The sequence below is a fragment of the Streptomyces sp. GESEQ-35 genome (assembly GCF_017948485.1).
In the GTDB taxonomy this organism is placed as follows: Bacteria; Actinomycetota; Actinomycetes; order Streptomycetales; family Streptomycetaceae; genus Streptomyces.
Map to the genome: position 1 here is coordinate 75,793 of NZ_JAFFSX010000020.1, position 12,872 is coordinate 88,664.

A 12,872-nucleotide genomic window follows, 5' to 3' on the forward strand; every position below is an offset into this window, starting at 1 on the left:
CGATGGCAGGGGCAAGGCGAGAAACGCGGGCGGAGCCGGCGACGGCCGACCGGGAGATCGTGATCTCCCGGGTCATCGACGCCCCGCGGGAGCTGGTGTTCGAGGCGTTCACCGAGGTCCGGCACCTGTCGCGGTGGTGGGGTCCGGAGGGGTTCACCACCACCACGCGGTCCTTCGAGTTCCGCGTCGGCAGGGAGTGGGACTTCGTGATGCACGGACCGGACGGGACGGACTACCAGGAGTGGATCTCCTGGACCGAGATCACCCCACCGGAGCGGATCGCGCTGCTGCACGGTGAGTCCCGCGACGACCCGAACGCCTTCGAGTCGGTCCTGACCTTCGCGCCGGACGGCGCGGCGACCCGGATCGTGATGCGCACGGTGTTCCTCACCAAGGAACAGCGCGACGAGGCGGTCGAGAAGTACCACGCGATCGAGGGCGGCCAGCAGACCCTGAGCAACCTGGCGGCCTACGTCACCGACCTCGCGCAGAAGGGGGCGAAGGGCTGATGGCCGGGAAGGTGTTCTTCAGCGTGTCGATGTCGCTGGACGGCTTCGTCGCGCCCGAGTCCGTGCCCGTTGAAGACGAGCTCTTCGCGCCCGAGAAGCAGGACGACCCGGACGTCCAGCGCTGGATGGCGCAGTGGATGGAACTGCATCAGTGGATCTTCCCGCTGCGGTTCTTCCGGGAGAACCTGAAGCTGGGCGAGGGCGGCGAGGAGGGCCGCGACAACGACATCGCGCGGGAGACGTTCGAGCGCACCGGTGCGAGCGTCATGGGCAAGCGCATGTTCGACCTCGGCGAGCAGTCATGGCCGGAGGAGGCACCCTTCCACACCCCGGTCTTCGTCGTGACCCACACCAAGCGTGACCCGTGGGAGCGGCCCGGCGGCACCACGTTCCACTTCGTCAACGACGGCATCGAGCACGCCCTCGACCAGGCCCGCGACGCCGCCGGCGACCGCGACGTCCGCATCGCCGGCGGCGGCGCGACGATCCTGGAGCACCTGAACGCCGGCCTGGTCGACGAGTTCTCGATCACGCTGTCACCGGTGCTTTTCGGCACCGGCACCCGCCTGTTCGAGGGCGTGGACGCGTCCAGGGTCGCGCTGGAGCCGGTCCGTTCGGAGCCGTCGTCGCGGGTGACGCACCTGACCTACGCCGTGCACCCACGGAGCCGATGATCCCGGGCAGCGGTACGGCGCGGACGGTATTGATCCAGTCCAACAGGTCAGCGCCGGTCCGCTGGCTGTGAGCATCTGGGCGAACCGCCGTAGGAGGCCATGGGTTTGCTCCCGCTCCGGACAGGCGTCGAGCACCGTCTTGAGCTGGCGATTCTCGTCCGGGCCACTGCAAGCGGCTGCGGGCCCAGTCTCGAGGGCTGCTGCAAGGCACCGAGCGACCCTGGCTGGCGCGGCGAGCGATGGCACGAAGCCCCATCCCCTCGCTCAACAGGCCCTGGATGAGGGCATGATGGGCGCGCATCCGCTCCGCCCGCCTCCCGCCAGGCAAAGCGAGTGAGTGCCGCTCAACGCCGGAGGCCGCGTCGGAGTCTTCCCCGGCGGCCGCCTGGTCCGGCTGCGGTGCGCTGGAGCGCAGACAGTCACGGTGCGCCGCGACTCACAAAGTTGCCTGGAACTGGCCCGCTTGGTGCTGATGGCCGAGCGCGGAAGTGCTGCGCGGTGGCTCACCAAGGTGGCTGGAGGCATGAGGATTTCCGCAACGCCGTTGGGTTGATGAGGCGCATGCAAGGATGTCGTCCGTGACCGGATCGTCTTCCTCGCCTGTCGTCGAGGGTGCGCCTCGCAACCACGGCCTGGGTCCCCGCGCCGCTGCCGTGCTTGTGTTCGGGTCCTCGGCCGCAGTCCTGGTGGTCGAGATCGTCGCTCTGCGGCTGCTGGCTCCCTACCTCGGCCTCACCCTCGAGACCAGCACCATGGTGATCGGCATCGCCCTCACCGCGATCGCCATCGGCTCGTGGCTGGGTGGGCGCATCGCCGACCAGGTCAATCCACGCCGGCTCATAGGCCCCTCGCTCGGGGTGTCAGGAGCGGTCGTCGCGCTCACCCCTGCCGTACTGCGCACGACTGCGGAGTGGGCACCAGCGATGCTCCTGTTGATCGCATCGCTGACCATCCTCGTGCCGGGCGCGCTGCTCTCCGCGGTGACGCCGATCGTGACCAAGTTGCGTCTTACCAGCCTCGCCGAGACCGGAACGGTTGTCGGCCGGCTGTCCGGCGTCGGCACCGTCGGCGCCATCGCCGGCACGGTCCTCACCGGTTTCGTCCTCGTGTCGCGGTTGCCGGTCAGCGGCATCCTGATCGGCCTCGGAACACTGCTGGTGGTCGGCTCGGCGCTGGTCGAGTGGCGAACGCGCGGGTGGAGCGGCACTCCTGCCCTGACACTCGTGGTCGTTGCCGGCGGCCTCGCCACCACGGTCGCGCCCGGTGGCTGCGACACGGAGACCAAGTACCACTGCGCACGGGTCGTCGCAGACCCCGACCGGGGCAGCGGCCGCACCCTCATTCTGGACGGCTTGCGGCACTCCTACGTCGATGTCGACGACCCGACCTTCCTCGAGTTCGAATATGTTCGCGCCATCGCGTCGGTCGTCGATGCCGCCTTTCCCAAAGGCGAGCCACTTGTTGCCCACCACTTGGGCGGCGGCGGGCTCACCCTTCCCCGCTACCTCGCGGCCACGCGGCCAGGGACGCGCAGCCTCGTGTCCGAGATCGACAGCGGGGTCGTACGCATCAACCGCGACCAACTCGGTCTGAGATCAGAAGCCGGTATAGACGTACGCACTGAGGACGGCAGGCTCGGCCTGCGGCGACTGGACGCCGACAGTCGTGACCTCGTCGTCGGCGACGCCTTCGGCGGCGTCAGCGTGCCGTGGCACCTCACGACGGTGGAATCGATGACTGACGTACGGCGGGTGCTCAACGAGGGCGGCCTGTACGTTGCCAACCTCATCGACCACGGTGGCATGGCCTTCGCACGAGCCGAAGCAGCCACCCTCAGCGAGACCTTCGAGTACGTCGCCCTCGTCGGCGATCCCGCCGATATCGGCCTCGACCCGACCGCCATCTCCGAGGGCGGCAATCTGGTGGTGCTCGCCTCCGACCGACCAGTCGACGTACGCGCGACCCAGGAACTGCTGGACACCCGGCAGGCCGGCTGGAAGATCGCCACCGGCGACGACCTCACCTCCTGGATCGGCGATGCCCGACTGCTCAGCGACGACTACGCACCCGTCGACCAACTCCTCCAGCCCTCCAGCACACGGAACGGCCAGTGACAGGACACACGTCCAAGCCACGTTCCCCGGGTATTCCATGCGTTCCGAGAGGGACACCCGGCCGAAACACGGCGCCCCTATCTTGATGTGAACCGATCGGTTCAACATCGAGGAGTCAAGGATGGACGTCAGCTCCGCAAGCTTCGTTCCACGCCGGGTATCCAGTGCCGAAGAGGCCCGTGAAGTGCTCGCTGCCGAAGGCGCGGTCATCGTGACCGGCCTCGCCGACGAGCGGTCCGCCGTCGCGTACGGCCGTGAGGTCATGGGCGACAAGGCGATCCGCATCGGTACGCAGTTCGAGGCCACCAAGGCGCACGGTGAGCGCGAGGCGGAACAGGTGGCCGCGCAGCCTGCCGACTCCCGTGGCCGCAAGCGCAGTTTCGCTCCGACCGAGGAGCGCATGGTCGCCCACAACGACGGCTTCGCGTTCGGCGACTACGCCCCCGACCACCTGTTCCTGTGGTGCGAGCGGCCGGCGGCCGTGGGCGGTGACTCCTTCCTCGTGGACACCTCCCGGCTGCTCGACCTCCTCGCCGCCGACCCGGAGTGGGCCGCCGTGGCGGAGTTCTGCCGCACCACCGACATCGACCACTCCGAGCCCAACTACCCGCAGGACACCTACGCACCGATCGCCCGAACCGTGTCCTCCGGACGTTTCCAGGGCCGCTACCACCCCTATCTCGCGCCGGTCGAGGGCCCTTCGGAGGACGAGCACATGGCCTTCGTACGCAAGTGGGAGGAGGCCGTGCTCGCGGCCCGGGACACCGGGCCGATGTTCCGGGTCGAGGCCGGCGAGATGATCTGCCTCGACAACTACCGTGTCCTGCACGGCCGGGACGGGCACAGCGATCCCGGGCGCCGCGTCTGCTCGATCTGGGGCTGGTCCAAGGACGCGGTCGCGATCCCGGACGGTCCGCTCGACATCGTCGTACCGAAGATACCCAAAACGCCGAAACTGCCTCTGAGCGCGTAACCGTCCGTCGAACGAGGAGTGGCCGAGGGCCGCGCCCGTCGGCGTCAGCCGGGCGAACGGCTGCTCGCCGCAGCCCCGGCTCTGGCGGCGAAGGCGGCGGCCGCCGCCGCGTTCACGCGCAGGGTCGCCGCGCGGTCCCCGGCAGTGAGCAGGTCCAGCTGGAGTCCGCGCCAGAGCGAGACCAGCTCGCGCGCCAGGTCGTCAGCCTGATCCGCCGGTACCCCCTCGGCACGCAGCGCGGTCGCGACGCGGCCGCGCCAGTTGGTGGCGACGGCGTCGAGGAAGGCGTCGAAGCGTCCGCGCTGATAGCCGGCGAGGCCCAGTACTTCGAAGAAGACGCGGTGGAAGGGGAGGTTCTCGTCCGCGGAGAGCAGCTCCCAGGCCGCCTCCAGACGGGTGCGCAGTGGCTGGTCGCGGTCGTCGAGCAGTTCGAAGATCCGTTCCAGGAGCGGGAAGCGGCCGCCCGCGTCGGTGAGAACCGCCGCGATCAGCTCCTCCTTCGACCCGAAGTAGTACAGCAGCATGCGGTTGTTGCTGCCGACGGCCTTGCCGATGCCGCGCAGCGACAGACCGGCGACACCGTGCGCCAGGATGTGGTCGGCGCTCAGGCGCAGCAGCCGCGTGCGCTCGGTCTCCTCCGGGGGCTGGGACATGGTTCGCACTTTATCCGGGCGCGATCCAATGAATCGAATGATCGGCAACCGGTGACCTGCCCAGGTGGAGTACGCCCGGGCAGCTCGCCCCAGTTGCCCGCCGGACGGCCGGCGTCCCTCACCCGGAGGGCCCGAATCGCCCGGACGAAGGGGCGTAACGGCCCGGCCCAGCTCCCGCAATGCCGGTGAAACGGTGCGGCCCTACCGTCCATGAACCGAATGGTTCATGAGCGAGGAGGGCCTGCATGGCCACCACGGGAATCAGTGAGTCCCCTCCCGAAGCAACGCCCCGGACCCCTCCCGCGGCGCTTGAACTGCGCGGAGTGACCAAGGAGTTCAGGCTCCGTCGATCACGTACCGTCACCGCGCTCGAGTCCGTGGACCTCACCGTCGGCAACGGCGAGTTCGTCGCACTCCTGGGACCGTCGGGCTGCGGCAAGTCCACGGTGCTGCGCATCTTCGCGGGCCTCGACACCCCCACACACGGCGAGGTGCTCGTCAACGATGGTGCCCCCGCCGACCTGGTGCGCGGCCACCGTCTGGGCATCGCCTTCCAGGAGCACGCGCTGCTGCCCTGGGCGACCGCCTACGACAATGTCGCGCTGCCCTTCCGGGTGGCGGGCCGCCCGGTGGACGCCGACCGGGTCAACATGTTGCTGAGCCTCGTCGGGCTCGACGGGTTCACCGACGCCCGGCCGCGGCAGCTCTCCGGCGGGATGCGTCAGCGCGTCGCCATCGCGCGGGCACTGGTGCTCCAGCCCGAAGTCCTGCTGCTCGACGAGCCGTTCGGGGCGCTGGACGCGGTGACCCGGCGCCGTATGAACTTCGAACTCGCCCGCATCTGGGCCGACCAGCAGATAACCACGCTGCTGGTCACGCACGACGTCGATGAGGCCGTGCTGCTAGCCGACCGGGTCGTCGTCCTCACCGGCCGGCCCGGCACCGTACGCCATATCGAGGACATCACGCTGCCGCGGCCCCGCGACAAGGCGCTGACCCGGGACCCGGAGTTCCATGACATCGTCGACCGGCTGACCGCGCTCCTCGACGAGGGGGCCGAGTGAACCGCGCCCGCAGCACTGTGCTCACCGTCGCCGGAACACTGCTGCTGCTCGCGGCCATGGAGGGCGTCGGGCGGCTCGGCGTCCTCGGTGAGAGCTGGCCCCCGCTGACGCAGGTCGTCGCAGCACTGGACGATCCGATCACCCGTGACCTGTTGGGCCGCGCACTCTCCGCGACCGCGACCGCCGCGGGCACCGGCTTCGTCGCGGGCACGCTCATCGCCCTGGTCGTCGCGATCGTCGGCGCCCTGCTGCCGCCGTTGCAGCCGGGGCTCGACCGGCTGGCCGCCGTCGTGCACGCCGTGCCGCTCATCGCGCTCGGCCCGCTGCTGATCACCACGGTCGGCCGGGACGGCACCCCCGCGGTCATCGCCGCGCTCGCCGCCGGTTTCGCGGTGTTGGTGGCCGCCACCTCCGGGCTCGGCGCGGCCGGTGCCGCCCACCGCGACGTGTTCCGCGCGCTGGGCGCCCCACGGCGAGTGACGCTCCGGCGTCTTCAACTCCCCGCCGCCGTCCCCCTGTTGGTCGACGGGCTCGCGCTCGCCGCACCGGCCGCGGTGCTCGGCGCGGTCGTCGGCGAATGGTTCGGCGCTCCGCGCGGTCTGGGCGTCCTGCTGGTCAGCTCGATGCAGAACTTCCAGACCGATCTGATGTGGGCCGCGGCCCTGTCCGCCGCCGCCATCTCCCTCACCGCGTACGCCGCCCTGGCCGGCCTGCGCGTGGCGGCCGCCCGGAGGTTCGCATGAGCAGCAGCGAAGGCGCGGTCGTCGAGGGCGCAACTGCGGGGCAGCACCCGGTCGTAGAAGGCGACAGGACGGCGCTCCGCGCCGACGCCGAAGACGGCGGCAAACAGCCCTGGCGCATCGTCCTTCGCACCCTGACCCGCCTGCTGTCCCGCTACTGGACCGTGCTCGCCCTCGTCGCCGCCTGGGCGCTATGGGTCCGCACCCAGCAGCTGAACCAGATCGTCGCGCCCACACCGGCCGCGGTCTTCGGTGACGTCCTCGGCCACCCGGGCGCCTACCTCCCCGACCTCGGCTGGACGCTTCTCAACGCGGCCGTGGGCCTCACTCTCGGCCTGGTCCTCGGGGTGACGGGCGCGCTGCTGGTGTGGGCCTCTCCCCTGCTGTCGGGGCTGATGACACCCATGGCCCTGATCATGCGCTCGGTCCCCGTCGTCGCGATGATCCCGGTGATCGCCAGGGTCGTCGGATTCGGCATCACCGCGGTGCTGACCGTCACCACCGTGGTCTCCTTCTTCCCCGTCTTCGTGATGGCCGGCTCGGGGCTGCGCGCCGCGCCCGCCGCCACCCGCGACGTCTTCACCGTCCTCGCCGCCACCCGCCTCACCCGGCTGCGGCTGCTCCTGCTGCCGCACGCCGTCCCGGCGGTCCTGGTCGGCCTCCGGCTCACCGCGTCCACCGCGGTTCTGTCCGCGATGCTCGCCGAGTACCTGCTCGGTACGCACGGCCTCGGCCTGCTCTTCGCCCAGTCCGTCACCTTCATGGACCCGGCCCGCGCCTGGGGCACCGCCCTGGTCGCCACCGTCGTCTCCGTTCTGTGCTTCGTCGGCGCCCGGGCCGCCGAACGCCTCGGCTCGGCCCGCTTCAGCTGATCAACCGTCATCACCCGGGCCGGACCCGGACCCGCTCCCCCTGCGGAACTCGTCGAAGTTGCGGAACCTGTGAAAGGAACCACCGTGGCACCACGCACCGATCCCGCCCGTCTGCCCCACCTCTCCCGTCGAAATCTCCTCCGTGCGGCGGGAGCCTCAGGGCTCGCTCTCGGTGCCGGCGGGCTGCTCAGCGCCTGCGGCGGCGATTCCGACACCGCCTCCTCGTCCGGATCGGGCGACGGCAAATCCACCACCGTGAAGGTCGCCCTCGGCTGGATCAAGAACGTCGAGTTCGCGGGATTCTGGCTCGCCGACGAGAAGGGCTACTACGCCGACGAGAACCTCACCGTCGACTTCCAGGCGGGCGGCCCCAACACCCCCGACCCCACGCAGTCCGTCTCCGCGGGCTCCGCGGACCTTGGCGTGCACGCCAACATGCAGACGCTGCTCCAGTCGATCCCCAAGGGCAACGACTTCTCCCTCCTCGGCGCCGTCTTCCAGACCAGCCCCGGCGGCCTGCTCTCCCTCGCCTCCGACCCGGTGAAGGAGCCGAAGGACCTGCTGGGCGCCAAAGTCCTCGGCCAGCAGGGCACCCAGCCCCTGATCGACGCGATCCTCACCAGTGCCGGGCTCAAGAAGTCGTACGACTTCACTCCTGTCGGGTACGACGTGAGCCCGCTCGTGCAGAAGCAGGGCAAGGCCTACACCTGCTTCCTCACCAACCAGCCGATCACCCTGGAAACCAAGTACGGGATGAAGAAGGGCAAAGACTACGACGTCGTCACCTACAGCGACCTCGGGCTGCCCTCGTACTCCTCGATCGTGTTCTGCAAGCGCACCATGCTGACCGGCAAGGCGGACGTCCTGGAGCGGTTCATGCGGGCCACCATCCGTGGCTGGCAGGACAACGCGAAGGACCCCGAGGAGGCGGCCAACCTGGCCGTCACCAAGTACGGCGTGGACCTCGGCCTCGAACTCAAGCAGCAGGTCCGGGAGAACGAACTCCAAATCCCCTTCACACAGAGCGCGCTGACCAAGAGCAAGGGGCTGTTGCGCATCGACGAGAGTCTGCTGGGCGGCGACATGTACGACGGGCTGAAGGCGGCCGGCGTCAAGGAACTGCCGGACGCGGCGAAGATCGTCGACCACTCCGTACTGGACGCGGTGTTCGGCAAGAAGGCCACGGTGTGACGGCCGAGGCCGTCGCCGGCGGCGCGGGGGCGACGGAGCCGTTGCCGGGGTTGGCAGCCCGGCCGCCGGCGTCAGGTGTGGCCGAGGGGACGGGATCGGCGGGAATGCCGGCGGCACTCCCCCGCGATCTCCGCCGGCTACCGAAGGCGCATCTCCATCTGCACCTGGAGGGCTCCATGCGGCCCGCCACTCTCGCCGATCTCGCGCGCCGGCACGGTGTGCCCGTGCCGGACATGAACGCGTACAGCGGCTTTGGCGAGTTCGGGCTGCGCTACGACGAGGCTGTGTCGCTCGTCCGGTGCGAGGACGACCTGCGACGGGTCGTGCGCGAGGTCGTGGAGGACGCGGCCACGGACGGAGCGGTGTGGCTGGAGCCGGCCGTCAACCCCGTGCGGTACGGGCGGGCCTTCGGCCGAAGCTCCGCCTACGTCCTCGACCTCCTGATCGACGAGGCGTGCGGCGCGGCGGCCCGGGCCGGCATCGGCTGCGGGCTCCTCGTCACCGCCCTGCGCCACCTCGACCCCCGCGAGGCCGTGGACCTGGCGCGGCTGGCGGCCACGCGCGCGGATGCCGGAGTGACCGGATTCGGGCTCGCCGCGGACGAATCGCTGCACCCGCCCGAGCCGTTCGCCGATGCGTTCGCGCTCGCCCGCGCCGCGGGGCTGATCGCGGCGCCGCACGCCGGCGAGCTCGCGGGTCCCGCCAGTGTGCGGGGCGCTCTGGACGCGCTGGGAGCCCAGCGCGTCCAGCACGGCGTACGAGCGATCGAGGACGCCGGTCTCGTGGCACGCCTTGCCGACGAGGGCATCGCTCTCGATGTCTGCCCCACGTCCAACTTCCGTCTGGGCATCGTCGATTCCGTCGCGGCCCACCCTCTGCCGCGGCTGCTCGACGCCGGTGTCCGCTGCACGCTCGCCGCCGACGACTCACTGCTCTTCGAGTCCGGTCTGCTCGACGAGTACGAATCGGCCCGTCGGGTGCTGGGACTCTCCGACGACTCCCTGGCCGGGATGGCCCGCAGTTCCCTGGAGGCGTCGGGAGCTCCGGAGGAGACCGTGCGGGCGGGGGTCGCAGGAATGGCGGCCTGGCTGACGGGAGTGGGCGCGGCCGGCCAGTAGGGACCTCCTCGATCCGGTCCCGGCTTCGCGTCGCGCTCAAGGCCTGGCGCTCCGTCCCCGTAGACACCCCGGCGACGTCGAAGGGGGACTCCGCCCCCGGCGAGCGCGGCGCCTGCAAGCTCCAACACCCGCCCATTCGGGAGGAGGGCGCAGTCGGCGCCGAACAGGTCCTTGGACGGCAGACTTACGCTGCCCGGGATGTGCCCGCGCCGCCCCCCGGTGGCGGCGCCCTCGGTACGACCTGGCCAGAGCTCCGCGTGCTGACCACCGACGACGGCAGACGAACCACGCCTTTGTCAGCGCCGCGGCATTCAGGCTGCTGCGGCTTCGAGGAAGGGGGATATGCGACGGTTGGCTCGCTCAGCTGACCGACTGGGCGGCCTTCTTGATCAGATCGGCGACGGCGGCCGGCTGCGAGACGTACACAGCGTGGCTGCCGGAGGACTCGACCGTGGTCGCGGCGGCTCGTTCGGCCATTGCCCGCTGGGCGGGCGGGGGGATCATGCGGTCGTCGGCAGCGACCAGGTACCAGCTCGGCTTGGTGCGCCACGCGGGCGCGGAGACGGTGCCCGCGAGCGCGTCGACGCCCCACGGGAGCTGGGAGTCCGCCATGAACGCCGCCTGGCTGGCGGGCAGGTCGCCGGCGAACGACGTGGCGAAGCGCTCACGGTCCAACAACAGGAAGCCGTCGACAGGCGGCAGGATCGGCGGCACCGGTGCGTCGGGCGGCGGGTCGGCGATGAGCGTACTCACCGACTCGCCCTGGTCCGGGGCGAACGCGGTGATGTACACCACCGCCGCCACGCCGTCGTGGGTACCGGCCTCGGTGACGACGACTCCTCCGTAGGAGTGCCCGACGAGCACGGAGGGGCCGTGCTGGGCGTCGAGGACCCGGCGGGTGGCCTCGACATCGCCGGCGAGCGAGAACGTGGCGTGCTGCACGATGCTGACCCGGAAGCCGTCGGCGGTCAGCAGGTCGTAGACGCCCTGCCAGCCGGATCCGTCGGCAAACCCGCCGTGCACGAGTACGACGTTGGTCACGGGCAGACTCATAGGGAACCTCCTGGAGTTCGGATGTTGTTCCGGGCAGAGGGGCGACGTGGGGGCTCCACCGTCGGCGCGGCTTTGCTGGGCACGCCCGATCGATGTGGAGGCGGTCGTTGTCCTGAACGCCTTGCTCAGCGCTTGCCAACACCGCTGGTCGGTGGCAGCACGGCTCGCACGTGAGCCGTGCCACCCGGCACCTTCCTAGCGGTGGATGGCCTTGACCTCGAGGAACTCCTCCAGCCCGAACCGGCCCAGCTCCCGGCCGTTGCCGCTCTGCTTGTACCCGCCGAACGGCGCGGTCAGGTTGAACTCCCCACCATTGACGATGACCTGGCCGGTGCGCATGCGCTTCGCCACAGCCAGCGCGTGGTCCGGCTCGCCGAACACGCTGCCGCCCAGGCCGTAGATGGAGTCGTTGGCGATGGCGACGGCCTCCTCCTCGTCGGCGTAGGGGATCACCGAGAGCACCGGGCCGAAGATCTCCTCCTGGGCGATGACGGCGTCCGGCGCGACGTTGGCGAAGATCGTCGGGCGGACGTAGGCGCCGCGTTCGAGGCCCACGACCGGGCCGGCGCCACCGAACGCGACGGTGGCCCCCTCGGCGATGCCGCGATCGATGTAGCCGGACACCCGCTTCTGCTGGGCGACCGAGGACATCGGGCCGATCCGGGTGGCCGGGTCGGTCGGGTCGCCCACGCCGTAGGAACCGGCGGCGGCCACCACGAGCTCGACGATCTCGTCATGCCGGCTCGCGGGCACCAGCATCCGCGTCCATGCGGCGCAGGTCTGGCCGCTGTTCATCCAGGCGTACTCGAGGCCGACGTCGACGGCGCTCGGTAGGTCGGCGTCGTCGAGGATGACGTTGGCCGACTTGCCACCCAGCTCCAGCGCCACCCGCTTCACGGTGCCGGCCGCACCGATCGACACCCGCTTGCCAGCGCCGGTGGATCCGGTGAACGACACCATGTCGATGCCCTGGTGGCCGGAGATCGCTTCGCCGATCACCGACCCGGCGCCGTACACGACGTTGAAGACGCCCGCCGGGATCCCCGCGGCCGCGGTCACCTCGGCGAACAGGGCGGCGGTGAGCGGGGTGAGCACGCTGGGCTTGAGCACCACCGTGCAACCGGCGAGCAACGCAGGCGCGACCTTCGCGACGGTCTGATACAGGGGGGCGTTCCACGGCGTGATCGCGCCGACGACGCCGATCGGCTCGTGCACGAGCAGCGCGTTGCCCAGTTCCTCCTCCCAGGCGAAGCCGTCGGCCAGCGCGGCGAAGCTGCTCGCCACCTGGCAGGGCAGCCCGGCCTGCACGGTCTTGGCGTACGAGATCGGCGAACCCATCTCGGAGGTGACGGTGGCGGCGAAGTCGTCGATGGCGCCCTTGATGCCGTCGGCGATCCGGGCAATCGCGGCGGCTCGCTCACTGGCCGGCACCGCCGACCACTCCGGGAGCGCGCGCTGCGCGGCCGCGACGGCCCGGTCGACGTCGGCCGCCGTACCCGCCTGCGCGTCGGCGATCACGGTGGCGGTGGCCGGGTTCACGACCTCGATGCGCTCGCTCCCGCCACCGACGGCCGCAGCGCCGTCGATCCAGTGCTGGACAGCTCGCTGCTCGTTCATGCGCCGATCTCCTCGCTGTGGAACGGGTCGCAGGGCTCGGCGGTGTTGATGTGGGTGACGCCGAGGTCGGGCACGCGATGGATGGCGCGGATGGATTCGGCGTCGTCCAGGCCGCCGCCGGAGGTGTAGGTGTCGGCCATGGTCATGGCACCCAGGCCTATCCGGGAAACCCGCAGGCTCCCCAGCATGGCGTGCTGCATGAGAGAACTCGTTTCTCGTCGAGAGTGTCGAAGGACGGTGCGTCAGAGGTAGCGGCGAGGGCCGGTGTTCGCGGCGTCCGGGGGGGTACACAGA

12 protein-coding genes and 1 pseudogene are annotated in these 12,872 nt (G+C 70.5%); 9 read left to right on the forward strand and 4 right to left on the reverse strand.

Going from position 1 to position 12,872, the window contains the following annotated elements; translation table 11 throughout:
* Positions 1-2 precede the first annotated feature (2 nt).
* The 4 genes from KCH87_RS31780 to KCH87_RS31795 all read left to right on the forward strand — a co-directional run bounded on the left by KCH87_RS31780 (position 3) and on the right by KCH87_RS31795 (position 4,270).
* Positions 3-509: an SRPBCC family protein gene (locus KCH87_RS31780; RefSeq protein WP_210590262.1), complete on the forward strand. Its 507-nt coding sequence runs from the start codon at positions 3-5 to the stop codon at positions 507-509.
* Entirely contained in the window at positions 509-1,183 is a 675-nt protein-coding gene (locus KCH87_RS31785; RefSeq protein WP_210590265.1) for a dihydrofolate reductase family protein, read from the forward strand. The genes KCH87_RS31780 and KCH87_RS31785 overlap by 1 nt, the downstream gene beginning before the upstream one ends.
* Before the next feature lie 578 nt (positions 1,184-1,761).
* Positions 1,762-3,297, forward strand: a complete 1,536-nt coding sequence (locus KCH87_RS31790) for a fused MFS/spermidine synthase (RefSeq protein ID WP_308298964.1) — start codon at positions 1,762-1,764, stop codon at positions 3,295-3,297.
* A 121-nt stretch (positions 3,298-3,418) separates the two neighbouring features.
* Positions 3,419-4,270, forward strand: a complete 852-nt coding sequence (locus KCH87_RS31795; protein WP_210590270.1) for a TauD/TfdA family dioxygenase — start codon at positions 3,419-3,421, stop codon at positions 4,268-4,270.
* 44 nt (positions 4,271-4,314) lie between these two features.
* Here the strand turns inward: KCH87_RS31795 and KCH87_RS31800 are convergent, their stop codons facing one another.
* Positions 4,315-4,923 carry a TetR/AcrR family transcriptional regulator gene (locus tag KCH87_RS31800; protein ID WP_210590273.1) on the reverse strand — a complete coding sequence of 203 codons (609 nt, stop codon included), beginning with the start codon at positions 4,921-4,923 and terminating at the stop codon, positions 4,315-4,317.
* Positions 4,924-5,168: 245 nt separating this feature from the next.
* Between KCH87_RS31800 and KCH87_RS31805 the strand changes: the two genes are divergently transcribed.
* The 5 genes from KCH87_RS31805 to add all read left to right on the forward strand — a co-directional run bounded on the left by KCH87_RS31805 (position 5,169) and on the right by add (position 9,908).
* A complete protein-coding gene (locus KCH87_RS31805) occupies positions 5,169-5,987 on the forward strand; it encodes an ABC transporter ATP-binding protein (protein ID WP_210590275.1) in 819 nt (272 codons plus the stop codon).
* A complete protein-coding gene (locus tag KCH87_RS31810) occupies positions 5,984-6,730 on the forward strand; it encodes an ABC transporter permease subunit (protein WP_308298965.1) in 747 nt (248 codons plus the stop codon). Before KCH87_RS31805 ends, KCH87_RS31810 begins: the two co-directional genes overlap by 4 nt.
* Complete coding sequence (locus tag KCH87_RS31815) at positions 6,727-7,599, forward strand: ABC transporter permease (RefSeq protein WP_210590277.1); 873 nt, start codon at positions 6,727-6,729, stop codon at positions 7,597-7,599. The genes KCH87_RS31810 and KCH87_RS31815 overlap by 4 nt, the downstream gene beginning before the upstream one ends.
* 84 nt (positions 7,600-7,683) lie before the next feature.
* Entirely contained in the window at positions 7,684-8,790 is a 1,107-nt protein-coding gene (locus tag KCH87_RS31820; protein ID WP_210590279.1) for an ABC transporter substrate-binding protein, read from the forward strand.
* On the forward strand, positions 8,787-9,908 hold the full coding sequence (gene add / locus KCH87_RS31825) for an adenosine deaminase (protein WP_308298966.1): 1,122 nt from the start codon (positions 8,787-8,789) through the stop codon (positions 9,906-9,908). Before KCH87_RS31820 ends, add begins: the two co-directional genes overlap by 4 nt.
* 360 nt (positions 9,909-10,268) lie before the next feature.
* On the opposite strand, the gene KCH87_RS31830 is transcribed toward add, so the two are convergent.
* The 3 genes and pseudogenes from KCH87_RS31830 to KCH87_RS31840 all read right to left on the reverse strand — a co-directional run.
* Positions 10,269-10,961: an alpha/beta fold hydrolase gene (locus KCH87_RS31830; RefSeq protein WP_210590280.1), complete on the reverse strand. Its 693-nt coding sequence runs from the start codon at positions 10,959-10,961 to the stop codon at positions 10,269-10,271.
* A gap of 195 nt (positions 10,962-11,156) precedes the next feature.
* Complete coding sequence (locus KCH87_RS31835) at positions 11,157-12,578, reverse strand: aldehyde dehydrogenase family protein (protein ID WP_210590282.1); 1,422 nt, start codon at positions 12,576-12,578, stop codon at positions 11,157-11,159.
* Positions 12,579-12,583: 5 nt separating this feature from the next.
* A pseudogene (locus tag KCH87_RS31840) lies at positions 12,584-12,778 on the reverse strand (aldo/keto reductase); the annotation flags it as partial.
* Between the last annotated feature and the right edge of the window lie 94 nt (positions 12,779-12,872).

What these genes read in the sequence shown, in the direction of transcription:
- KCH87_RS31780 (WP_210590262.1), top strand. Translation starts at nt 3, where the DNA reads ATGGCAGGGGCAAGGCGAGAAACGCGGGCGGAGCCGGCGACGGCCGAC.
- KCH87_RS31785 (WP_210590265.1), top strand. Translation starts at nt 509, where the DNA reads ATGGCCGGGAAGGTGTTCTTCAGCGTGTCGATGTCGCTGGACGGCTTC.
- KCH87_RS31795 (WP_210590270.1), top strand. Translation starts at nt 3,419, where the DNA reads ATGGACGTCAGCTCCGCAAGCTTCGTTCCACGCCGGGTATCCAGTGCC.
- KCH87_RS31800 (WP_210590273.1), bottom strand. Translation starts at nt 4,923, where the DNA reads ATGTCCCAGCCCCCGGAGGAGACCGAGCGCACGCGGCTGCTGCGCCTG.
- KCH87_RS31805 (WP_210590275.1), top strand. Translation starts at nt 5,169, where the DNA reads ATGGCCACCACGGGAATCAGTGAGTCCCCTCCCGAAGCAACGCCCCGG.
- KCH87_RS31815 (WP_210590277.1), top strand. Translation starts at nt 6,727, where the DNA reads ATGAGCAGCAGCGAAGGCGCGGTCGTCGAGGGCGCAACTGCGGGGCAG.
- KCH87_RS31830 (WP_210590280.1), bottom strand. Translation starts at nt 10,961, where the DNA reads ATGAGTCTGCCCGTGACCAACGTCGTACTCGTGCACGGCGGGTTTGCC.
- KCH87_RS31835 (WP_210590282.1), bottom strand. Translation starts at nt 12,578, where the DNA reads ATGAACGAGCAGCGAGCTGTCCAGCACTGGATCGACGGCGCTGCGGCC.